Origin of the sequence: Streptomyces sp. NPDC085932 (assembly GCF_044540525.1) — a bacterium.
Classification (GTDB): Bacteria; Actinomycetota; Actinomycetes; order Streptomycetales; family Streptomycetaceae; genus Streptomyces; species Streptomyces levis.
The window spans coordinates 1,458,811-1,477,859 of the sequence record NZ_JBITSJ010000002.1 but is presented as its reverse complement, the minus strand read 5'-3'; the positions used below and the strand labels follow the sequence as shown (position 1 = coordinate 1,477,859).

The window sequence follows — 19,049 nt, the reverse complement described above, 5'->3', positions numbered from 1 at the left end:
CCTGGCGGACGGCGGTGTCAGTCCCGGCCCGTATCCTCGTGAACCATGCTCGAAGACCTGACGACCGCAGCGTTCTCCGCCACGGCGTGGCCGGCCGCGTATCCCCAGGGATACGCGGTCGTTGACGTGGAGACCACGGGCCTGGCCCGGGACGACCGCATCATCTCCGCGGCCGTCTACCGGGTGGACGCGCGCGGCGAGGTCGAGGACCACTGGTACACGACGGTCAACCCGGAGCGCGACCCGGGCCCGGTCTGGATCCACGGGCTGACGAGCGAGGCACTGGAGGGCGCGCCCCTGTTCCAGGACATCGCCGAGGAGTTCACGGCCCGGCTGACGGGACGGGTCCTCGTCGCGCACAACGCCGTCTTCGACTGGCAGATGATCGCCCGGGAGTACGCGCGGGCCGAGCGCGAGGCGCCGGTGCGCCAGCGGCTGTGCACCATCGCCCTCTCCAAGGAGCTCGGGCTGCCGCTGCCCAACCACAAGCTGGAGTCCCTCGCGGCGCATTTCGGCGTCGTGCAGCAGCGGGCCCACCACGCGCTGGACGACGCGCGCGTGCTGGCGGAGGCGTTCCGCCCCAGCCTGCGGGCCGCGGCGGCGCACAACCTGCGGCTGCCGTTGCACGAGTGCCGGCCGCTGACGGAGTGGTCGGACCGTCCCGCCACGCCCCGCATCGGACAGCAGGCGGGCTACGGCGGCTACCGGCCGACCAGTTGGCGCCCCTCGCGCAAGCGCCCCGCCTGCCCCTACCCCAACCCGGGGCGCTACGAGCCGGGCGGACGGCTCAAGCAGGGCATGCGGGTCGCCTTCTCGGGTGACACCTCGACCGAGCGGGAGCTGCTGGAGGACCGCGCGACCGAGGCCGGGCTGCACGTGGCGACGAGCCTGTCCCGGCTGACGAGCCTGCTCGTCACGAACGACCCGGACTCGGGCACGTCCAAGGTCGTCAAGGCCCGCCAGTTCGGCACGCCGGTCGTGGACGAGGCGGCCTTCGGGCAGCTCCTCGCGGACGTGGAGCCGGCGTCCGAGGGGTGAGCGCGGACGGGGCGCGGGGCGACCGTACGGACGGGTGATTGCCGGGCGACTCGCCCGGCGGCCGCTCGCCCGGGCCCGGGTCACGGCCCACCCTGTGGCCCATGGCGACCTGTGAGGTTTGTGGCAATCAGTACGGAATGACCTTCGAGGTGCACGCGCAGGGCGCGGTGCACGTCTTCGACTGCTTCGCCTGCGCGATCCACCGCATGGCCCCCATCTGCGAGCACTGCCGGGTGCAGATCATCGGGCAGGGCGTGGAGGTCGAGGGCCACTGGTACTGCGGCGCCCACTGCGCCCGCGCGGAGGGAAAGGCGGGGATCGTCGACAAGGTCTGAACCCGTACCCACCTGAATGCACCCCACGACCGAGTTGTACGGTCGTGGGGTGTACCGCTTCCTGATGTCCCGGCAGTGGGTGATCCTCACGTTGATCGCCCTGCTCCTCATCCCCACGATGATCAGGCTGGGCATCTGGCAGATGCACCGCTACGAGGAGCGCACCGCCCGGAACCAGCTGGTCACCGACGCGCTGGCCGCCGATCCGGTGCCGGTGGAGAAGCTGACCGCGCCCGGGCACACCGTGACCAGCGCCGAGCGCTACCGGACCGTGACCGCCGAGGGCCGCTTCGACGCCGAGGACGAGGTCGTCGTCCGCCGCCGCACCAGCTCCGACGACGAGGTCGGCTACCACGTGCTGACGCCGTTCGTCCTGCACGACGGCAAGGTGCTGCTGGTCAACCGGGGCTGGGTCCCCTCCGGCCCGACCCAGACGGCGTTCCCGAAGGTCCCCGCCCCGCCCGCCGGCGAGGTCACCGTCCGGGGGCGGCTGATGCCCAGCGAGACGACGGCGGCCAGCGGCATCAAGAACCTCAGCGACCTGCCGGACCGGCAGATCATGCTGATCAACAGCGAGCAGGAGGCCCGCCGCCTGGACGCCGCGGTGCTCGGCGGCTACATCGCCCTGACGGCGCCCGGGCCCGAGGGCGACACGCCCGAGCTGCTGGGCAACCCCGGCAAGGAGGACGCGGCGCTGAACTACGCGTACGCCGTCCAGTGGTGGCTGTTCGCCGCGGCGGTGCCGGTCGGCTGGGTGATCCTGGCCCGCCGCGAGGCCCGGGACCGGGCACAGGCGGCGGCCGAGAAGCAGGACTCCAGCGAGGCGGAACCGGCGGCGGTCTGACCGCGCCCGGCCGCGACAGCCGCGGCGCCCGTCTGCCAGGGCGCCGGATCCGGGGCCGTCCGCCCGGGCCTCGGCGCCCTGGCCGTCCATCGAAAGTCACTCCCCCGGCCCTTGCCCTGATTGCCACGCCGAGTTGCCGGGAACCCGCACTCCGTGCACCCCAGCATCGAGGACTACGCGATCATCGGCGACGAACAGACCGCGGCCCTGGTCGGCACGGACGGATCGGTGGACTGGCTGTGCCTGCCCCGTTTCGACTCGGCCGCCTGCTTCGCGAAACTGCTCGGTGACGAGGACAACGGCCACTGGCGCATCGCCCCCGTGGGGGCGGACCGGTGCACCCGGCGCGCCTACCGCCGGGACACCCTCGTCCTGGACACCGAGTGGGAGACCGGACAGGGGGCGGTCCGGGTCACCGACCTGATGCCCCAGCGCGACGAGGCACCCGATCTCGTGCGCATCGTCGAGGGCCTGGACGGGGAGGTGACGCTGCACAGCGTCCTGAAACTGCGCTTCGACTACGGCTCGATCGTCCCGTGGATGCGCCGCTCGGACGGCCACCGGGTCGCCGTCGCCGGCCCGGACTCCACCTGGCTGCGCAGCGAACCGGCGGTGACCAGCTGGGGCGAGGACTTCGGCACCCACGCGGAGTTCACCGTGAAGAAGGGGGAGAAGGTCGCGTTCGTCCTGACCTGGCACCCCTCCCACGAACCGCGCCCGCCGCTCGTCGACCCGTTCGAGTCGCTGCGCCACAGCGTGGAGGACTGGCAGGCCTGGGCGGCACGCTGCCGCTACGACGGGCCGTACCGGGACGAGGTCGTCCGCTCCCTGATCACCCTCAAGGCGCTCACCTACGCCCCGACCGGCGGCATCGTCGCCGCCGCCACGACCTCGCTGCCCGAGGAGCCGGGCGGTGTGCGCAACTGGGACTACCGCTTCTGCTGGCTGCGCGACTCCACCCTCACCCTGGGCGCGCTGCTGGCTGCGGGCTACCAGGAGGAGGCCGAGGCCTGGCGGAACTGGCTGCTGCGCGCGGTCGCGGGCGACCCGGCCGACCTGCAGATCATGTACGGCCTGGCGGGCGAGCGGCGGCTGCCCGAGTTCGAGCTGCCCTGGCTGTCCGGCTTCGACGAGTCCACCCCCGTCCGCATCGGCAACGACGCCGTCAACCAGCTCCAGCTGGACGTCTACGGCGAGGTCATGGACTCCCTGTCGCTGGCCCGCGAGTCGGGCCTGTCGCCCCAGCCGGACGTGTGGGCGCTGCAGACGGCCCTGATGGACTTCCTGCGGACGAACTGGCGGCAGCCCGACGAGGGGCTGTGGGAGGTGCGCGGCGGCCGGCGCCAGTTCGTGCACTCCAAGGTGATGGTGTGGGTGGCCGCCGACCGTGCCGTGCGCACCCTGGAGAGCCATCCGGAGCTGCACGGCGACCTGGACGCCTGGCGCGAACTGCGCGACGAGGTGCACCGCGAGGTGTGCGAGAAGGGCTACGACGCCGAGCGCAACACCTTCACCCAGTCCTACGGGTCGCGGGAACTGGACGCCGCGCTGCTGCTCATCCCGCGCGTCGGCTTCCTGCCGCCGGACGACCCGCGGGTGATCGGCACGATCGACGCCGTCCGCGAGGAGCTGGACCACGGCGGTCTGCTGCGGCGCTACAGCACCACCGACTCGGAGGTCCCGGACGTCGACGGGCTGCCCGGCAGCGAGGGCACCTTCCTGGTGTGCTCGTTCTGGCTCGCGGACGCCCTGTTCATGACGGGCCGCACCAAGGAGGCCCGCGAGCTGTTCGAACGGCTGGTGGGGCTGGCCAACGACGTCGGCCTGCTGTCCGAGGAGTACGACCCCGTGGCCGGCCGGCAGCTCGGCAACTTCCCGCAGGCGTTCAGCCACATCGGCCTGGTGAACACCGCCCTCGCCCTGTTCGGGGCGGACGGGGCAGGATAGGGCCATGGATCTTGGACTGAAGGACCGGGTGTACGTCGTCACCGGGGCCACGCGCGGCCTCGGCAACGCCTCCGCGCGCGAGCTCGTCGCCGACGGGGCGAAGGTGGTCGTCTCGGGGCGGGACGAGAAGAGCGCCGCCGAGGCGGCCGCCGCGCTGGGCCCGAACGCGGTCGGGGTGGGCGTCGACAACGCCGACCCCGACGCGGCGGCCGTGCTGATCGCGGCCGCGCGGGAGCACTTCGGGCGCCTCGACGGTGTCCTCGTCAGTGTGGGCGGCCCGCCCGCCGGGTTCGTCGCCGACAACACCGACGAGCAGTGGCAGACGGCGTTCGAGTCGGTGTTCCTCGGCGCGGTGCGGCTGGCGCGCGCCGCGGCGGCCGAGCTGGAGGCCGGGGGCGTCATCGGGTTCGTGCTGTCCGGGTCGGTGTACGAGCCCATTCCGGGCCTGACCATCTCCAACGGGCTGCGACCGGGCCTGGCCGGGTTCGCCAAGTCGCTCTCCGACGAGCTCGGGCCGCGCGGCATCCGGGTGGTCGGCGTGCTGCCCGGGCGGATCGACACCGACCGGGTGCGCGAGCTGGACTCGCTGTCGGCCGACCCCGAGGCGACCCGGGCGGCTTCGGAGTCGCGGATCCCGCTGCGCCGGTACGGGGCGCCCGAGGAGTTCGGACGGGTCGCCGCATTCCTGCTGTCGCCGGCCGCGTCCTATCTGACCGGGGTCATGGTGCCGGTGGACGGCGGGGCACGGCACGGGTTCTGAGCGCTCCGGGTCAGCTGACCCGTTCGGCGCCGTGCTTGACCGCGCGCAGTCTCACCTCGGCCGGGAGGAACGCGAGCCCCGCCGACGTCCTGGCGTGGCGCAGAGCACCGGTCGTGAAGTCGGTCAAGGCGGTTCCCGGGTCCACGTGCGGCTCCAGCGCGAGGCGGACGTGGGCCTCGGGGGCGGTGCGGCGGCCCGTCAGATGAGCCCGGGACCGGTCGACGCCGTCGATCCGCTCCGCCTCCTGGGTGAGGACCTGCTCCAGGGCCCGGCCCCGCACCAGCGCGCCCTCGCCGTCACCGGTGTCGACCAGGACCTCGGCGAGGCGGCGCCTGCGCAGGACCGCGACCAGCCACCACAGGGCGAGCAGCAGCAGGACCGCGAGCGCGGCGATGACGACCGGCCACCACCAGCCGGAGTCCCGCCAGCGGGTGCGTTCGGCCTCACTGAGCAGGACGTCGTGCCTGCTGTCGTGGATCCACCAGGAGGGCGCCGGCGCGCCGAGACCGACGGCCAGGACCGATCCGCCCAGCACCAGCAGCACCAGGCCCACGAGCCCGAGAAAGACACGGTTGACGTTTCTGAGCATGGCCGTCACCCCTTCCGGCCCGGGCGCCGTACCCGCACCGACAGCGAGGGCGGCCGGGACAGTCCCAGGCCCCGCACCGCGTCGCCGAGCACGGCGTCCAGGTCGGTCCGCACCTCGTCCAGTTCCCGGAAATGCGACAGGGCCCGGACGTCCGCCCGGCGCCGGCGCACCTTGACCCGCGCCGACTGCACGCCGGCCACCTCCACGGCCCGGTCGCGCAGGGCGCTCGCGGCGGCGTCCCGGTCCAGCCCCGCCCGTACCCCGGCGTGGGTGCGGCGCATAGGCAGCACGTGCCGCAGGCCGGGGGTGACGGCCAGGAGGATCAGCCAGAGGCCGAGCGCGGCGGCGATCCCGGCCCCGACGAGCACCCAGGTGTCGTCCAGGGGCCGTTCGGCGAGCTGCCGGGCCAGGTCCCGGCGCCAGCTCATGCCGGGCCGGCCGGCGCGCACCGAGACGATGTCGTAGAGGAACAGTCCCGCCAGGCCCAGCAGCAGCACCGCGACGATGCCCGCGGGGACGCGGCGCACCGACCAGAAGCGGCCCGCGCGGCCGCCCTCGCCGTCATCCCCGGCCGGCGGCGTGGGCCGGTCGGGTGCGGTGCCGTCGTCCGTGTCCGGCTTCCGCAGGACGGGCAGGCGCTGGGTCACGCCCTCGGGTTCGCTGCCCTGAAGTCCGGCGCCCTCGGGTTCACTGCCCTGGGGTCCGGTGCCCTGGGGTCCGGCGCCTTGGGGTTCGCTCATCGCGTCCTCCGCTGTCCGGCTCCGGGTGCCCCGGCCAGGTGCAGTCCCTCCACCTGGACGACGACCTCCGGCACCTGCATGCCCACCAGCTCGCCCACCCGTTCGACGACCCGGCGCCGCACGCTGCGGCAGCGGTCGCCGATGTCGCAGGGGTAGTCGAGCTCCACGTGCACCCGGACGTGGACGACGTCGTGGTGGACGGTGACACTGGCCGACGGCCGGTCGGCGTCGGGCGGCAGCGTCCCGACGGCCTCGCGGGCCGCCTGGGAGGCGATCTTCGCCACGACCCGGTCGGCGATGCTCGTCGCGCCGCGCTCACCCGGCGGTACGACGGTCGGCTGTCTGTCGAGCTCACCGGCCCCCGTGCTCACGGGCGTCACCGCCGCCCTTCGTCACGGCTACGGAAGAAGTCGCCGAAGTCCATGTCCCCCTCCAGGAACCGGCCGACGACGAAGCCGACGGCGCCCAGCGCCGCCACCAGCAGAAACGCTCCGAATCCGCCGAAATATCCGGCGAAGGCCAGCGCCATGCCGGCGATCATTCCGGCCACGCCCATGCTCATGCGCTCCTCAGCTCCTCTTCCGCAGTGCCGTGCCCTGGCCCGTGCCTCACTGGATCCGGCGTTCCGGTTCCTCTTCCTCCTCGTCCGGCAGCTTCACGTCGCTCACCGCGATGTTGACCTCGACGACCTCCAGGCCGGTCATCCGCTCCACGGCCGTGATGACGTTCTCCCGCACGTCCCGGGCCACGTCGGCGATCGACACGCCGTAGTCGACGACGATCTCCAGGTCGAGGGCGGCCTGCACCTCGCCGACCTCGGCCTTCACACCGCGCGTCACGCCCGCCTTCTGGCCGCCGGGCACCCGGTCGCGCACGGCCCCGAAGGTGCGGGACAGGCCGCTGCCCATGGCGTGCACGCCGTCCACGTCGCGTGCGGCCAGCCCGGCGATCTTCTCCACGACGCCGTCCGCGATGGTCGTCCGGCCCCGGGAGCCCGGGTCTCCCCCGCCGCGCTTGGTGAGAGGGCTTCTGCGCGCCGCCGTCTCGCTCTCCCCGCCCCGGTTCTCGGTCATGTCAGTCATCGCCGTACGTCCTTTTCGGTCGTCGTCCTGCGACCACGGTAAGCACGGTTACGCGGGAGCGCGCCTCTGATGCGGCAGGCTGGAGGAATGACGGCCGACCGATGGACGCGAGCAGTGAGACATCAGCTGGGTCTGGGCAGGCTTCTGCCGCTGGGTGAGGCGCGGGACGGCGCCTGGATCGCCGAACGGGCGGCCGAGGCGGTGCTGGGGCGCGCGGCGCGAGGCACCCCGGGCGTGCGCCTCGACGCGCTGCGGATCGCGCTCGCGGACCCCGCGGACACATCCGAGCCGGCCGTGCCGGCGCCGCCGAGTGCCCTGCCGCCGGGGCCGCTGCGGGTCACGGCGGAGTTCACGGCCACGGCCTCGCAGCCGTTGCCGGCGACGGCTGCGCTGCTGCGGGCGGCGCTGGCGGGCGCGGCGGCCCGGCAGGTCGGCCTGACGGTCACGGAGATCGACCTGAAGGTGACGGGCCTCCTGGAGGAGGACCCGGACGGCGAGCCCGGCGCCGCGCTGCCCGAGCCCCCGCGCGCCGAGCGGGTGGAGGGCGGCGACGAGGGCCGCGTGGCCGCCGCCGCGCTGGAGGTGGCGGGCGTGATCGGGCTGACCGGCACGCTGGGCCACCCGGTGCACATCGAGGAGCGGTCGGCCGAGGCCGCGCTGACGCACCGCCATGTCCGGCTGGAGGTGGCGGTGGCCGCGGACCACCGGGCCGGTGACGTGGCCCGCGCGGTCCGCTCGGCGGTCGCGGAGGCCCTGCCGGACCACCCGACGGTGGCGGTCGTGGTGAGCGCGGTCGGCTGACCACGCCCCGGCCGAGCGCGGGAGTCTCAGCCCCGATGCTGCCCACGCGCCGGCCGAGCGCGGCGGTCCCAGCCCCGAGGCTGCCCACGCGCCGGCCGAGCGCGGCGGTGTCGGTCCCTGACGCTGACCGTGCACCGGCCGGTGCGGCGGTCTCAGTCGCCGACGCTGACCACGCGCCGGCCGAGCGCGGCGGTGTCGGTCCCTGACGCTGACCGTGCCCCGGCCGGTGCGGCAGTCTCAGTCGCCGACGCTGCCCACGCGCCGGCCGAGCGCGGCGGTCTCGGTCCCTGACGCTGACCGTGCCCCGCCGAGCGCGGCGGTCTCGGTCCCCGACACTGCCCACGCCCGGCCGAGCGCGGGAATCTCAACCCCGATGCTGCCCACGCGCCGGCCGAGCGCGGTGGTCTCAGTCGCCGACGCCCGCGAGGTCCCGCAGTCGGCGGGCCTGGGACTGGCGCTCGGCGCGGCGCTGGTCCTCGTAGGTCCGGTCCTGGGCGCCGCGCAGCAGGGCCTTGGTCTCGACGACGGCGTCGCGGGGCGCGGCGAGCACGGCCGCGGTGAGATCGCGGACGGTGTCGTCGAGCTGGTCCGCGGGCACGGCCACGTTGGCGAGCCCGGTGTTGACGGCCTCCTCGGCCGTGACGAAGCGCCCGGTCACGCAGATCTCCAGCGCGCGGGCGTAGCCGACGAGCCCCACCAGCGGATGCGTGCCCGTCAGGTCGGGCACGAGTCCGAGGCTGGTCTCACGCATGGCGAACTGCACGTCGTCGGCGACGACGCGCAGGTCGCAGGCGAGGGCGAGCTGGAAGCCCGCCCCGATGGCATGCCCCTGGACGGCGGCGACCGAGATGATGTCGCTGCGCCGCCACCAGGTGAACGCCTCCTGGTATTCGGCGATGGTCGCGTCCAACTCGGCGTCGTCGCCGCGCGCGAGGTCGATGAACGACGGTTCCCCGTCGAAACCCTCGGGCGTGAACGCCTGCCGGTCGAGTCCGGCCGAGAAGGACTTGCCCTCGGCCCGCAGGACCACGACACGGACGGAGCCCGGCAGCAGCCGCCCGGCCTCGGTCAGCGCCCGCCACAGAGCGGGGCTCTGCGCGTTGCGCTTGGCCGGGTTGGTCAGCGTCACCGTGGCGATCGCGTCGTCGACGGTGAGCCGTACGCCGTCCTTGTCGAGTACGGGAACGAGGTCCTTGTCGGGCGAAGCCATGGGACGCCTCCGATGTGTGCGGTCGTCTTCCGCGCCGTACGCCGGCTGGTGCACCGGCCGACGGCACAGCTAAGTGACTGCACAGTAACCACCCGGTCGATCAGGGATACGACCGGGTGGCCACCATCGAAGCCGAGGGGCCACCCGGGGTCAGGCCGTGGCCTTCTTGCCCCGGGTCGCCCCGCCACGCCCTCGCAGCGTGACGCCCGACTCACTGAGCATGCGGTGCACGAAGCCATACGAGCGGCCGGTCTCCTCGGCCAACGCCCGGATGCTCGCACCGGCGTCGTACTTCTTCTTCAGGTCTGCCGCGAGCTTGTCGCGCGCGGCGCCGGTCACCCGGCTGCCCTTCTTCAGAGTCTCGGCCACCCGTGCCTCCTCATGGGAAGTGCGCTCTGGTCTCCTCATGATCACCCCTCCGGGCCCTGATGGCCACCCATTCGGCAAGGTCCGTGAGACAAGGTTGTGACGACGGGAGCGCATCCCCACAAGCGGAATTCCGAATTCCGAAGCGTGCCGTCACGGTGGCCGAATGCGTCGTTCCGGGAAATGCCAGGTCAGAGAGACGAGGCGGCCGAGCCCCGAAGGATCAGGGGCTCGGCCGCGAATTCGATGTAGGACACACCTCGGTACGAGGAGATCTCACACAGATGATGGATCACCGATGGGCCGAATGATCCATACGCCGTTGATCACGCATTCGATCAAGCGGCACTGACGCCCGGCGTGCCTCAGGCGAGGGCGACGAGGTCCGCGTAGTCTGAGCCCCACAGGTCCTCGACGCCGTCCGGCAGCAGGATGATGCGCTCCGGCTGGAGCGCCTCGACCGCGCCCTCGTCGTGCGTGACGAGGACGACCGCGCCCTTGTAGGTGCGCAGCGCGCCGAGGATCTCCTCGCGGCTGGCCGGGTCGAGGTTGTTGGTGGGCTCGTCGAGGAGCAGCACGTTCGCCGAGGACACCACGAGGGTGGCGAGGGCGAGGCGGGTCTTCTCTCCGCCGGAGAGGACCCCGGCGGGCTTGTCGACGTCGTCGCCGGAGAACAGGAACGAGCCGAGCACCTTGCGGACCTCGACCAGGTCCATGTCGGGCGCCGCGGAGCGCATGTTCTCCAGGACCGTGCGGTCCGGGTCGAGGGTCTCGTGCTCCTGGGCGTAGTACCCGAGCTTGAGGCCGTGGCCGGGGACGACCATGCCCGTGTCGGGCTGCTCGACGCCGCCGAGCAGCCGCAGCAGGGTGGTCTTGCCGGCGCCGTTGAGGCCGAGGATGACGACGCGGCTGCCCTTGTCGATGGCCAGGTCGACGTCGGTGAAGATCTCCAGCGAGCCGTACGACTTCGACAGGCCCTCGGCCATCAGCGGGGTCTTGCCGCAGGGCGCGGGCTCGGGGAAGCGGAGCTTGGCGACCTTGTCGGACTGGCGGACCGCCTCCAGGCCGGAGAGCAGCTTGTCCGCGCGGCGGGCCATGTTCTGCGCGGCGACGGTCTTGGTCGCCTTGGCGCGCATCTTGTCGGCCTGCGAGTGCAGGGCGGCGGCCTTCTTCTCGGCGTTGGCGCGCTCGCGCTTGCGGCGCTTCTCGTCGGCCTCGCGCTGCTGCTGGTAGAGCTTCCAGCCCATGTTGTAGACGTCGATCTGGGCGCGGTTGGCGTCCAGGTAGAACACCTTGTTCACGACCGTCTCGACCAGGTCGACGTCGTGGGAGATCACGATGAAACCGCCGCGGTAGGTCTTGAGGTAGTCCCGCAGCCAGATGATCGAGTCGGCGTCGAGGTGGTTGGTCGGCTCGTCGAGCAGCAGCGTGTCCGCGTCGGAGAACAGGATCCGGGCCAGCTCGATGCGGCGGCGCTGGCCGCCGGAGAGGGTGTGCAGGGGCTGCCCGAGCACGCGGTCGGGCAGGTTGAGCGCGGCGGCGATCGTGGCGGCCTCGGCCTCGGCGGCGTACCCGCCCTTGGTGAGGAACTCCGTCTCCTGGCGCTCGTACTGCTTGAGGGCCTTCTCGCGGGTGGCGCCCTGGCCGTTGGCGATGCGCTGCTCGTTCTCGCGCATCTTGCGGATCAGGACGTCGAGGCCGCGGGCGGAGAGGATGCGGTCGCGGGCGAGGACGTCGAGGTCGCCCGTGCGCGGGTCCTGCGGGAGGTAGCCGACCTCGCCGGAGCGGGTGATGGTGCCGCCGGCGGGCACGCCCTCGCCCGCGAGGCACTTGGTGAGGGTGGTCTTGCCCGCGCCGTTGCGGCCGACGAGGCCGATGCGGTCGCCCTTGGCGACGCGGAAGGTGGCGTTCTCGATGAGGACACGGGCACCGGCGCGCAGCTCGATACCGGAGGCGGAGATCACGGACAGACTCCAGGGCGGATACGGGGGCGGGATGGGCGGCTGAGGACGTTCCCGCCGTCTAATGCGCGAGGAGAATGGCCATGAGGAACAGTCTAACGGGGGCGTGCAACCACTTTTTCTGCGTGCGCGTGTTCGGTTCGTCTCGCGGGGACGTCGCCGGTGCCCGGTGCGAGACTGGACCACGGGTCCGGATCGGCGAGGATCCCGGCGACCGAGCACGAGGGAGTGATCGGTATGGCAGGCACCGGCGGGCGCCCGAGCGTCTATCCGACGCTGCTGTACGACGACGCGAAGGCGGCAATCCGCCAGCTCACGGAGGCCCTCGGCTTCAGGGAGCTGTCGTTGTTCGAGGGCGAGGACGGCTCGGTGCTCCACGCCGAGCTGACGCAGGGCAACGGCGCGGTGATGATCGGCACCCGCGGCACCGGCAGCGTCTTCGACCGGGCCATGAAGGGCGCCGGCACCGCGGGCGTCTACGTGGTGGTGGACGACGTGGACGCGCACCACCGCCGGGCCGTGGAGCACGGCGTGGAGATCCTGATGCCCCCGACGGACCAGGACTACGGGTCCCGGGACTACATGGCCCGGGACGTCGAGGGCAATGTCTGGAGCTTCGGCACCTACGCGCCCGCGACGGGCGGCTAGCTGCCGCCCGTGTGCACCTGGAAGGCGGCCCGGCGCACGGCCTTGGCGAGGGCCGGGTCGGGGTGCGCGGCGGCGAGCGCGACCAGGACCTGAACCGTGCGCGGGTGCCCGACGGCCCGCACCTCGTCCAGCAGCATCGGGACGGTCGGCTGCACGGCGGACTCCAGGTGCCGGACGAGCAGCGGGGCCTCCCCGTGGTCGGCGACGGCGGCGGCGGTGTCCACCCACAGCCAGGTCGCCTCCTCCCGGGTGAGGACCTCGTGGGCGTCCTCGGGGTCGGCGCCGTCGTGCTCGGCCAGCCACAGCAGCGCGTACGGCCGGAGTGTGGGCTCGTCCAGCACGGCGCGCACGTCGGGCTCGGCGGGGGCGCCGACGACGCGCAGCGCCTCGAAGGCCAGGCCGCGCAGCAGGGCGTCCTCGCCACGGGCGGCGTCGAGGAGCTCGGTGACGGCGCTGCCGACGGTGCGGGCGGCGAGCCAGGCGCGGTACTCGGCGCGGGCCGCGTTGGGGCGCAGCTGGGCGCAACCGCGGAGCATGTCCTCGGCGGCCTGCTCGATGTTCCCGGCGGGGCTCTGCGCGGCGACGCAGATCTGCTCCAGCTTGACCCAGACCGCCCAGCTGCCGAGCGGGGTGAGCGTGGCCTGGCCGTCGCCGTAGGTGAGGGCGCCGACCGAGGCGAGGGCGCGCAGGGCCCAGTCGAGGAGGGGCGCGAGCGGGGCGTCGGTGGGCTCCGGTTCGGCCACCGGCTCGGGCTGGGGGCCGTAGGGGATCTCGCAGCGCGCGGTGCGCAACTCGGTGACGCGCTGCTCCAGGAGGTCGAGGAGCTGTTCGACGGGGACGGGGCCGGCGGACAGCTGGAGGAAGGAGAGCACCTGCGGCATGGCCGAGACGACCTCGGCGACGGCGGCGGGCTCGTGCTCCTCGGGCTCCGGGTGGGCGAGGGACCAGGCGTCGAAGAGGGCGACCCAGCCGCGCAGGACGGCGCTGTCGTCGCGGTTCCAGGCGCGCAGCCGCCAGCCGGGGCGGGCGCTGTCGCCGTGCACCTCGATCAGGCCGGCGAGCCGGGCGGTGTCCCAGTCGGCTCTGACCTGAGCCGGGGTCAGGCCGAGGTCGCGGGCCGCCCGTTCGGCGGTCGTCTCGGAGAGGGTGGCCTTGCCGTCGGCGGTGGCGCTGTCCCCTCCGGGGCCGAGCGCGGCGTCGGCCCAGCGGGCGACGCGGGCCGCGTCGGCCAGACCTGAGCGGGCCATTCTGGCCAGCTCCGCCGGTGCCGGGGTGCCCTCCGGGGGGCGCGGGGCGGGTCGGCGCGAGCGCCGCTGGTTCATCGCTGCGGGGGCGGCGGCCAGGGGTCGCGGGCGGACGAGTCGAAGCCTGGAGTCGCGCGGGATACGGGACGTCACGGGGGCAGTCTTCCGGTTGACGGTCCGAAAACCCAAACGGAATGTCACGGCGGGCGACGGGGATGGCCAAGGCACCGGTTCCCGGGAGGGGACGAGGGCCGGGAACAGGCCAGTGGTACGGCGCTAAACGGAATCATCGCGACCGGTCGGTGGAGCGCGGGCCGGGACGTGGTTGCAGGGGGGCGAAGGGGGCGTGAACGGGGGGTGCGTGCGGCCGGGCCGCGGAGCGTCGCGGGTGGTGCCGTCACATGAGTGGGGTCATGAAGCGGCGGAGGGTTTCTTCGTAGGTCTGGGGGTCGGCGTTCCACATGGCTCCGTGGGGGGCGTTGCCGACGGTGCGCAGGGAGACCAGGTCGGGGCGGGCGTCGGCGAGCCGGCGGGAGAGCCGCCAGGGGGCGACCGTGTCACCCGGGCCGTGGAAGATCAGGGCCGGGACGCGCAGGCCGTCGTGCGGGACGGGGGCCGTCGCCCGGCCGCCGGGCATGCCGGTGCGGCCCTGGGCGGCGCGCACGGCGAGGGGCAGCAGCGCGCCCGGGGTGCGCCGGGCCGCGGCGAGGGCGCGCAGGGTGGTCTCCCAGCTGAGCACCGGGGAGTCCAGGACGAGCCCGGAGACGTGCTCGCGCAGACCCGAGCGCTCGGCGGCGCGCAGGGCCATGGTGGCGCCGGTGGACCAGCCGTGCAGGACGACCTGCCGGGCTCCGTGGCGCACGGCGTAGCGGATCGCGGCGTCCAGGTCGCGCCACTCGGTCTCGCCGAGGTGGTTCAGGCCGTCGGCCGGGCGGGGTGCGCCGAGGTCGCCGCGGTAGGCGAGGGCCAGGACCGGGAAGTGGCTGCGGTGCCAGAACCCCATGAGGTTCAGCGCGAGTTCGCGGGTGGTGCCCAGGCCGTGCACGGCGATCACCCAGGTGTCCCGGGCGGCGGGCACGAACCACGCGGGCAGGGCACCGAGTTCGCCGGGCACGTCGACGTCGGCGTGTTCGATGCCGAGGGCGGAGCCCGGGTCCCCGACGTGGACGTTCGGGGTCAGCCAGACCTTGTCGCCGGGTCCCAGGGTGCCGTGGGTGACGCGCTCCAGGCGGCGCACGACGGTGTCGGCGGTGTGCGAGGCACCGGCCAGGACGGGGCCGACGATCGCGTGGGAGCCGTCGCCGGACAGGCCGTAGCGGCCGGGCCGCAGGGCGGCCAGGTCCCGGGTGAGGGTGATCTGCCCGGCGGCGGTGCCGTGCACCGTGAGTCGGGGCTCGGTCGGCAGCGGCCGGCCGGCGGGCGCCTTGAGCGCGGCGTCGCTGGCGAGCCGGCCGACGGCGACCGCGGCGGCCCCGGCCCCCAGCAGGGCGGTGACGGCAGCGGCCGTCGCTCTGACAGTGCGCACGGCTCCAGTGTCCCGGCGCGGTCCGGGGGCGACCAGTGGGAGGCGGCGGCGGGGTGACGCCGCGCTCCGGGGTCAGCGCCGCTGGCCGTAGCCGCGCAGCCGCTCCTCCACCTCCGCCAGCTGTTGTCCGGACAGCAGGCTCGGGGTGAGCCCCGGCACGGACGTGGCGGTGAGCCACAGGCGGCACATCCACTCCAGCTGGGCCGTGCGGTCGTAGGCCTGGTCGAGGGTGGCGCCGTGGGTGACGGTGCCGTGGTTCTGCAGGAGGCAGCCGGAGCGTCCGGCGAGGGCGCGGAGCATGTTCCCGGCCAGCTCGTCGGTGCCGTACGTGGCGTAGGGGGCGACCCGGACGGGTCCGCCGAGCGCCGCGGCCATGTAGTGGATCAGCGGCAGCTCGGTCACGAGCGTGGACACGGCCGTCGCGTGCACGGCGTGGGTGTGCACCACGGCCCGGGCGTCGGTCGTGCGGTGGACGGCGAGGTGCATGGGCAGCTCGCTGGTCGGGACGAGCGTGCCGAGGACCTGCCGGCCGTCGAGGTCGACGCCCGTCACGTCCGCGGGCGTCAGGCGGTCGTAGGGCACGCCGGACGGGGTGACCAGGACGGTGTCCCCGACGCGCACCGAGACGTTGCCGGAGGTGCCGACGACGAGTCCGTCCGCGACCGTGCGGCGGGCCGTCGCGACGAGTTCCTCCCAGGCGCGGGCCTCGTCGGGGCGGGCGCTCCTGCGCGGCCCCTCCCCCGTGTCCGGTCCGCCGCCCCGGACGTCCGGCGTGTCCCGCTCGTCGTCTCGCCGCTCAGCCATGCCGCGATCCTGCCAGGCGGACCGCCGTTCCGGGAGCGCGGGCGGGGGACGCGGCGTTCGTCCACGTCGGGGCGTCCGGGTCCACGACCCACCGCGCCCCCCCGCTTCCGCGCTGCCGGACCGGGGAGACCCCCTGCCGGGCGACCGGAACGTGTGCCGCGGGTCACTCGATCGGCTGAAGAGATTCGCGCGGGGGCCTGGGCCGAGGGGGCGCGGGGAGCCTGACAGCAGGGCGGAACGTCGAACCCCCGTTGAGGACACCCATGCGCCCCTCCCAGTTCATCTTCCGTTCACTCGGGTTACCTACGTTCGTCCAGCCAATGACCTCGAACGATTGCCTGGGTAAATGGAAAGCTTCTCGCTGATCCTCGCGATTGTGGTGGTAACCGCACTCGCGTTCGATTTCACGAACGGTTTCCACGACACCGCGAACGCGATGGCCACGACCATTTCCACGGGCGCCATGCGGCCGAAGGCCGCGGTCGCCATGTCCGCGGTCCTGAACCTGGTCGGCGCCTTCCTGTCCGTCGAAGTCGCCAACACGATCTCCAAGGGCCTGGTCGACGAGGCCGGCATCCGTCCCGAAGTCATCTTCGCCGCCCTGGTGGGCGCGATCCTGTGGAACCTGCTGACGTGGCTGGTCGGACTGCCGTCCAGCTCCTCGCACGCCCTCATGGGCGGTCTGATCGGCGCCACGATCGCCTCGGCGGGCGTCGGCGCGGTGCACGGCGACGTGCTGGTGACCAAGGTGCTCATCCCGGCGATCGCCGCCCCGCTGGTGGCGGGCCTCGCGGCGATGCTGGCCACGCGGCTGACGTTCTCCCTGGGCCGCAAGGCCGACGGCAAGGCGTCCGAGAAGGGCTACCGGGCCGGCCAGATCGCCTCGGCGGGCCTGGTCTCCCTGGCGCACGGCACCAACGACGCGCAGAAGACCATGGGCGTCATCACCCTGGCCCTGGTCGCCGGCGGCGCCGTGGCGCCCGACTCGGACCCGCCCCTGTGGGTCATCCTGTCCGCGGGCGTCGCGATCGCGCTCGGCACCTACCTGGGCGGCTGGCGCATCATCCGCACGATGGGCAAGGGCCTGACCGACCTCCGGCCGCAGCAGGGCTTCGCCGCCCAGACCAGCGCGGCCACGGTCATCCTGGCCTCCTCGCACCTCGGTTTCTCCCTCTCCACGACCCACTCCGTGTCCGGTGCGGTGATGGGCGCGGGCCTCGGCCGCAAGGGCGGTGTGGTCCGCTGGTCGACGGCGACCCGGATGTTCGTCGCCTGGGGCCTGACCCTGCCGGCCGCCGCCCTGGTGGGCGCGCTCGCCGAGTACGTCACCGGCTTCGGTGACTGGGGCACCGCCGTGGTGGCCGCCTTCCTCGTCGCCTCCTCGGCGGCCATCTGGAAGATCTCCCGGCGTGAGGTCGTCGACCACACCAACGTCAACGACACCGCCGCCGACGAGGAGCCGGCCGGCGTGGTGACCACGGCGATGGCCGCGGTGACGCCGCCGCCGGCGGGCACCACCGCCGACGTGCCGCCCATCCCGGCCCAGGCGACCGCCGAGCGGACGCCCTCCACGACCACCACGGTCTGACCCCGCCCACCGGTTAACAAGGAAGAAGCAGAGATGAAGATCGACTGGGCGGCCCTCGGCTCCGTCTTCGGCGTCAGCCTCGTGGTCACCGTGGCCCTCGTCGGCCTGTTCACCCTCGGCATCACCGGCCTGTCGCGCCGCGAGCGGGCGGTGGCGCAGGGCGGCTCCGCCAGCCTCGCGGTGACGGGGGCGTACGCGTGCTTCGCCGCGTGCGCGGCGGCCGTCGGCTACGGCATCTACCTGATCGTGGCCTGACGCCCCGATCGCACAGCGTGTCCGCCGGGCGGCACGGGACCTCGGTCCCGTGCCGCCCGGTCGTCGTGTGCGCGTGGGCGTGGTGTGGGGTTCTCCACACTCTCCCCGCGCAGGTCAAGGGCAAGTTGACGGCGGTTCGCGCCCGTGGTGGACTTCCGGGGCCAGTACGGCGGCAGGAGAGGAAGCCGGTGTGAGTCCGGCGCGGTCCCGCCACTGTCACCGGGGTAGCCATCCCCCGGGAGCCAGGAACTCTCACCGCCGGTCACGTCGAACCAGGGCGCGGACACCCTGAGTGAGGACACGTATCGCCATGCGCGGCTGCCGATCGAGGTTCAGCACCCCACCCCTGCCTGCCCTGTTGGGCGGCTGAGCCCATGGGTGCCGGTCGCGTCTTCGCGTACGGTGCCGCCGCCGGCCTGATCGGTGACCTGCTGCTCGGCGACCCCCGCCGGGGGCATCCGGTCGCCGCGTTCGGGCGGGCCGCGGGTGCCGTGGAACGGGTGCTGTGGCGGGACCACCGCGGGTGGGGCGCCCTGCACACCGCGGTGTGCGTGGGAGGAGCCGTCGCGCTCGGGGCCGTCGCCGAGCGTGCCGCACGGAACTCCGCCGCCGCCTCCGTCGCGCTCACCGCCGCCGCCACCTGGGCCGTCGTCGGGGGCACTTCACTCGCCCGGGAGGCGGAGACCGTCGGGCGTGCCCTGGAGGCGGGGGACGTGGGGGCGGCCCGGGCGCGGCTGCCGCACCTGTGCGGACGGGATCCGCAGGCCCTCGACGCCGACGGGATCGCCCGGGCCGTGGTCGAGTCCGTCGCCGAGAACACCTCCGACGCGGTGGTCGGGGCGCTGGTGTGGGGGGCCGTCGGCGGGGTGCCGGGGCTGCTCGGGTTCCGGGCCGTCAACACCCTGGACGCCATGGTCGGGCACAAGTCGGCCCGATACCGGCGCTACGGATGGGCTTCGGCGCGTCTCGACGACCTCGCGGGATGGCCGGGCGCGCGGCTGACCGCCGTGCTGGCGGTGCTGGCCGGGCCGGATCCGCGCGGGGCCGTGCGCGCCTGGCGGGCCGACGCGGCGCAGCATCCGAGCCCCAACGCCGGGCCCGTGGAGGCCTCGTTCGCCGGGGCGCTCGGCGTGCGGCTGGGCGGGACGCTGTCGTACGGCGGGCGGGTGGAGCACCGGCCCGTGCTGAACACCGGCGGGCGGGCCGTCGCCCGGCGCGATGTCGAACGGGCCGTGCGGCTCTCGCGGCGCGTCACCTGGCTGGCGCTCGGAGTGTGCGCCGGCGCGCGGTTGCTGAAGAGGGGGAAGTGACT

At 73.8% G+C, this 19,049-nt stretch carries 21 protein-coding genes and 1 riboswitch; of the genes, 10 read left to right on the top strand and 11 right to left on the bottom strand.

Going from position 1 to position 19,049, the window contains the following annotated elements:
* Positions 1-45 precede the first annotated feature (45 nt).
* From ACIGAQ_RS15815 to ACIGAQ_RS15795, 5 genes are all read left to right on the top strand, one after another.
* Positions 46-1,038, top strand: coding sequence for a DEDDh family exonuclease (locus ACIGAQ_RS15815; RefSeq protein ID WP_362281962.1), 993 nt, complete (start codon positions 46-48; stop codon positions 1,036-1,038).
* Positions 1,039-1,139: 101 nt separating this feature from the next.
* On the top strand, positions 1,140-1,373 hold the full coding sequence (locus ACIGAQ_RS15810; protein WP_094056481.1) for a hypothetical protein: 234 nt from the start codon (positions 1,140-1,142) through the stop codon (positions 1,371-1,373).
* A 49-nt stretch (positions 1,374-1,422) separates the two neighbouring features.
* Positions 1,423-2,217 carry an SURF1 family protein gene (locus ACIGAQ_RS15805; protein WP_399783035.1) on the top strand — a complete coding sequence of 265 codons (795 nt, stop codon included), beginning with the start codon at positions 1,423-1,425 and terminating at the stop codon, positions 2,215-2,217.
* Between the two features lie 153 nt (positions 2,218-2,370).
* Complete coding sequence (locus ACIGAQ_RS15800) at positions 2,371-4,164, top strand: glycoside hydrolase family 15 protein (protein ID WP_311683865.1); 1,794 nt, start codon at positions 2,371-2,373, stop codon at positions 4,162-4,164.
* Positions 4,165-4,168: 4 nt separating this feature from the next.
* Positions 4,169-4,924, top strand: coding sequence for an SDR family oxidoreductase (locus tag ACIGAQ_RS15795; protein WP_399783032.1), 756 nt, complete (start codon positions 4,169-4,171; stop codon positions 4,922-4,924).
* A 10-nt stretch (positions 4,925-4,934) separates the two neighbouring features.
* Here ACIGAQ_RS15795 and amaP read toward each other — a convergent pair whose 3' ends face one another.
* Genes amaP through ACIGAQ_RS15770 form a run of 5 tightly spaced genes read right to left on the bottom strand, consistent with a single transcriptional unit; the run spans position 4,935 to position 7,335 of the window.
* Entirely contained in the window at positions 4,935-5,513 is a 579-nt protein-coding gene (gene amaP / locus ACIGAQ_RS15790; protein ID WP_399783029.1) for an alkaline shock response membrane anchor protein AmaP, read from the bottom strand.
* Positions 5,514-5,518: 5 nt separating this feature from the next.
* Positions 5,519-6,253 carry a DUF6286 domain-containing protein gene (locus ACIGAQ_RS15785; RefSeq protein ID WP_399783026.1) on the bottom strand — a complete coding sequence of 245 codons (735 nt, stop codon included), beginning with the start codon at positions 6,251-6,253 and terminating at the stop codon, positions 5,519-5,521.
* Positions 6,250-6,633 carry an Asp23/Gls24 family envelope stress response protein gene (locus tag ACIGAQ_RS15780; protein WP_311683859.1) on the bottom strand — a complete coding sequence of 128 codons (384 nt, stop codon included), beginning with the start codon at positions 6,631-6,633 and terminating at the stop codon, positions 6,250-6,252. Before ACIGAQ_RS15780 ends, ACIGAQ_RS15785 begins: the two co-directional genes overlap by 4 nt.
* Entirely contained in the window at positions 6,630-6,815 is a 186-nt protein-coding gene (locus ACIGAQ_RS15775) for a hypothetical protein (RefSeq protein WP_399783023.1), read from the bottom strand. The genes ACIGAQ_RS15780 and ACIGAQ_RS15775 overlap by 4 nt, the downstream gene beginning before the upstream one ends.
* 46 nt (positions 6,816-6,861) lie before the next feature.
* Positions 6,862-7,335 (bottom strand): Asp23/Gls24 family envelope stress response protein, encoded by a 474-nt coding sequence (locus tag ACIGAQ_RS15770; RefSeq protein ID WP_311683855.1) that lies wholly within the window; start codon positions 7,333-7,335, stop codon positions 6,862-6,864.
* Between the two features lie 87 nt (positions 7,336-7,422).
* Here ACIGAQ_RS15770 and ACIGAQ_RS15765 point away from each other — a divergent pair, with 87 nt between their 5' ends.
* A complete protein-coding gene (locus ACIGAQ_RS15765; protein ID WP_399783019.1) occupies positions 7,423-8,136 on the top strand; it encodes a nucleopolyhedrovirus P10 family protein in 714 nt (237 codons plus the stop codon).
* Between the two features lie 406 nt (positions 8,137-8,542).
* On the opposite strand, the gene ACIGAQ_RS15760 is transcribed toward ACIGAQ_RS15765, so the two are convergent.
* The 3 genes from ACIGAQ_RS15760 to ACIGAQ_RS15750 form a co-directional block, all read right to left on the bottom strand.
* Positions 8,543-9,346 carry an enoyl-CoA hydratase/isomerase family protein gene (locus ACIGAQ_RS15760; RefSeq protein ID WP_399783016.1) on the bottom strand — a complete coding sequence of 268 codons (804 nt, stop codon included), beginning with the start codon at positions 9,344-9,346 and terminating at the stop codon, positions 8,543-8,545.
* 150 nt (positions 9,347-9,496) lie between these two features.
* Positions 9,497-9,715: a helix-turn-helix domain-containing protein gene (locus ACIGAQ_RS15755; protein ID WP_010037790.1), complete on the bottom strand. Its 219-nt coding sequence runs from the start codon at positions 9,713-9,715 to the stop codon at positions 9,497-9,499.
* 362 nt (positions 9,716-10,077) lie between these two features.
* A complete protein-coding gene (locus ACIGAQ_RS15750) occupies positions 10,078-11,676 on the bottom strand; it encodes an ABC-F family ATP-binding cassette domain-containing protein (RefSeq protein ID WP_362281979.1) in 1,599 nt (532 codons plus the stop codon).
* Between the two features lie 234 nt (positions 11,677-11,910).
* On the opposite strand from ACIGAQ_RS15750, the gene ACIGAQ_RS15745 reads away from it, so the two are divergent.
* Entirely contained in the window at positions 11,911-12,321 is a 411-nt protein-coding gene (locus tag ACIGAQ_RS15745; RefSeq protein WP_399783012.1) for a VOC family protein, read from the top strand.
* On the opposite strand, the gene ACIGAQ_RS15740 is transcribed toward ACIGAQ_RS15745, so the two are convergent.
* The 3 genes from ACIGAQ_RS15740 to ACIGAQ_RS15730 form a co-directional block, all read right to left on the bottom strand.
* Positions 12,318-13,718 (bottom strand): hypothetical protein, encoded by a 1,401-nt coding sequence (locus ACIGAQ_RS15740; RefSeq protein WP_362281983.1) that lies wholly within the window; start codon positions 13,716-13,718, stop codon positions 12,318-12,320. The two genes, ACIGAQ_RS15745 and ACIGAQ_RS15740, sit on opposite strands and share 4 nt — an antisense overlap.
* Positions 13,719-13,962: 244 nt before the next feature.
* Positions 13,963-15,090, bottom strand: a complete 1,128-nt coding sequence (locus ACIGAQ_RS15735; protein WP_399783009.1) for an alpha/beta hydrolase family protein — start codon at positions 15,088-15,090, stop codon at positions 13,963-13,965.
* 72 nt (positions 15,091-15,162) lie between these two features.
* The gene (locus ACIGAQ_RS15730; protein ID WP_311683836.1) at positions 15,163-15,894 is read right to left on the bottom strand and encodes a class II aldolase/adducin family protein; all 732 of its coding nucleotides are present in this window, start codon (positions 15,892-15,894) and stop codon (positions 15,163-15,165) included.
* A 346-nt stretch (positions 15,895-16,240) separates the two neighbouring features.
* On the opposite strand from ACIGAQ_RS15730, the gene ACIGAQ_RS15725 reads away from it, so the two are divergent.
* From ACIGAQ_RS15725 to ACIGAQ_RS15715, 3 genes are all read left to right on the top strand, one after another.
* Entirely contained in the window at positions 16,241-17,482 is a 1,242-nt protein-coding gene (locus ACIGAQ_RS15725; protein WP_399783006.1) for an anion permease, read from the top strand.
* Between the two features lie 33 nt (positions 17,483-17,515).
* The gene (locus tag ACIGAQ_RS15720) at positions 17,516-17,737 is read left to right on the top strand and encodes a hypothetical protein (RefSeq protein ID WP_053670757.1); all 222 of its coding nucleotides are present in this window, start codon (positions 17,516-17,518) and stop codon (positions 17,735-17,737) included.
* Between the two features lie 115 nt (positions 17,738-17,852).
* A riboswitch (cobalamin riboswitch) is annotated at positions 17,853-18,012 on the top strand.
* A gap of 99 nt (positions 18,013-18,111) precedes the next feature.
* A complete protein-coding gene (locus ACIGAQ_RS15715) occupies positions 18,112-19,047 on the top strand; it encodes a cobalamin biosynthesis protein (RefSeq protein ID WP_399783003.1) in 936 nt (311 codons plus the stop codon).
* Positions 19,048-19,049: the final 2 nt, after the last annotated feature.

Bases quoted from the DNA above. Each gene is read 5' to 3' on its own strand.
- ACIGAQ_RS15815 (WP_362281962.1), top strand. From the start codon at position 46: ATGCTCGAAGACCTGACGACCGCAGCGTTCTCCGCCACGGCGTGGCCG.
- ACIGAQ_RS15810 (WP_094056481.1), top strand. From the start codon at position 1,140: ATGGCGACCTGTGAGGTTTGTGGCAATCAGTACGGAATGACCTTCGAG.
- ACIGAQ_RS15795 (WP_399783032.1), top strand. From the start codon at position 4,169: ATGGATCTTGGACTGAAGGACCGGGTGTACGTCGTCACCGGGGCCACG.
- amaP (WP_399783029.1), bottom strand. From the start codon at position 5,513: ATGCTCAGAAACGTCAACCGTGTCTTTCTCGGGCTCGTGGGCCTGGTG.
- ACIGAQ_RS15785 (WP_399783026.1), bottom strand. From the start codon at position 6,253: ATGAGCGAACCCCAAGGCGCCGGACCCCAGGGCACCGGACCCCAGGGC.
- ACIGAQ_RS15775 (WP_399783023.1), bottom strand. From the start codon at position 6,815: ATGAGCATGGGCGTGGCCGGAATGATCGCCGGCATGGCGCTGGCCTTC.
- ACIGAQ_RS15770 (WP_311683855.1), bottom strand. From the start codon at position 7,335: ATGACTGACATGACCGAGAACCGGGGCGGGGAGAGCGAGACGGCGGCG.
- ACIGAQ_RS15765 (WP_399783019.1), top strand. From the start codon at position 7,423: ATGACGGCCGACCGATGGACGCGAGCAGTGAGACATCAGCTGGGTCTG.
- ACIGAQ_RS15760 (WP_399783016.1), bottom strand. From the start codon at position 9,346: ATGGCTTCGCCCGACAAGGACCTCGTTCCCGTACTCGACAAGGACGGC.
- ACIGAQ_RS15745 (WP_399783012.1), top strand. From the start codon at position 11,911: ATGGCAGGCACCGGCGGGCGCCCGAGCGTCTATCCGACGCTGCTGTAC.
- ACIGAQ_RS15730 (WP_311683836.1), bottom strand. From the start codon at position 15,894: ATGGCTGAGCGGCGAGACGACGAGCGGGACACGCCGGACGTCCGGGGC.
- ACIGAQ_RS15725 (WP_399783006.1), top strand. From the start codon at position 16,241: ATGGAAAGCTTCTCGCTGATCCTCGCGATTGTGGTGGTAACCGCACTC.
- ACIGAQ_RS15720 (WP_053670757.1), top strand. From the start codon at position 17,516: ATGAAGATCGACTGGGCGGCCCTCGGCTCCGTCTTCGGCGTCAGCCTC.
- ACIGAQ_RS15715 (WP_399783003.1), top strand. From the start codon at position 18,112: ATGGGTGCCGGTCGCGTCTTCGCGTACGGTGCCGCCGCCGGCCTGATC.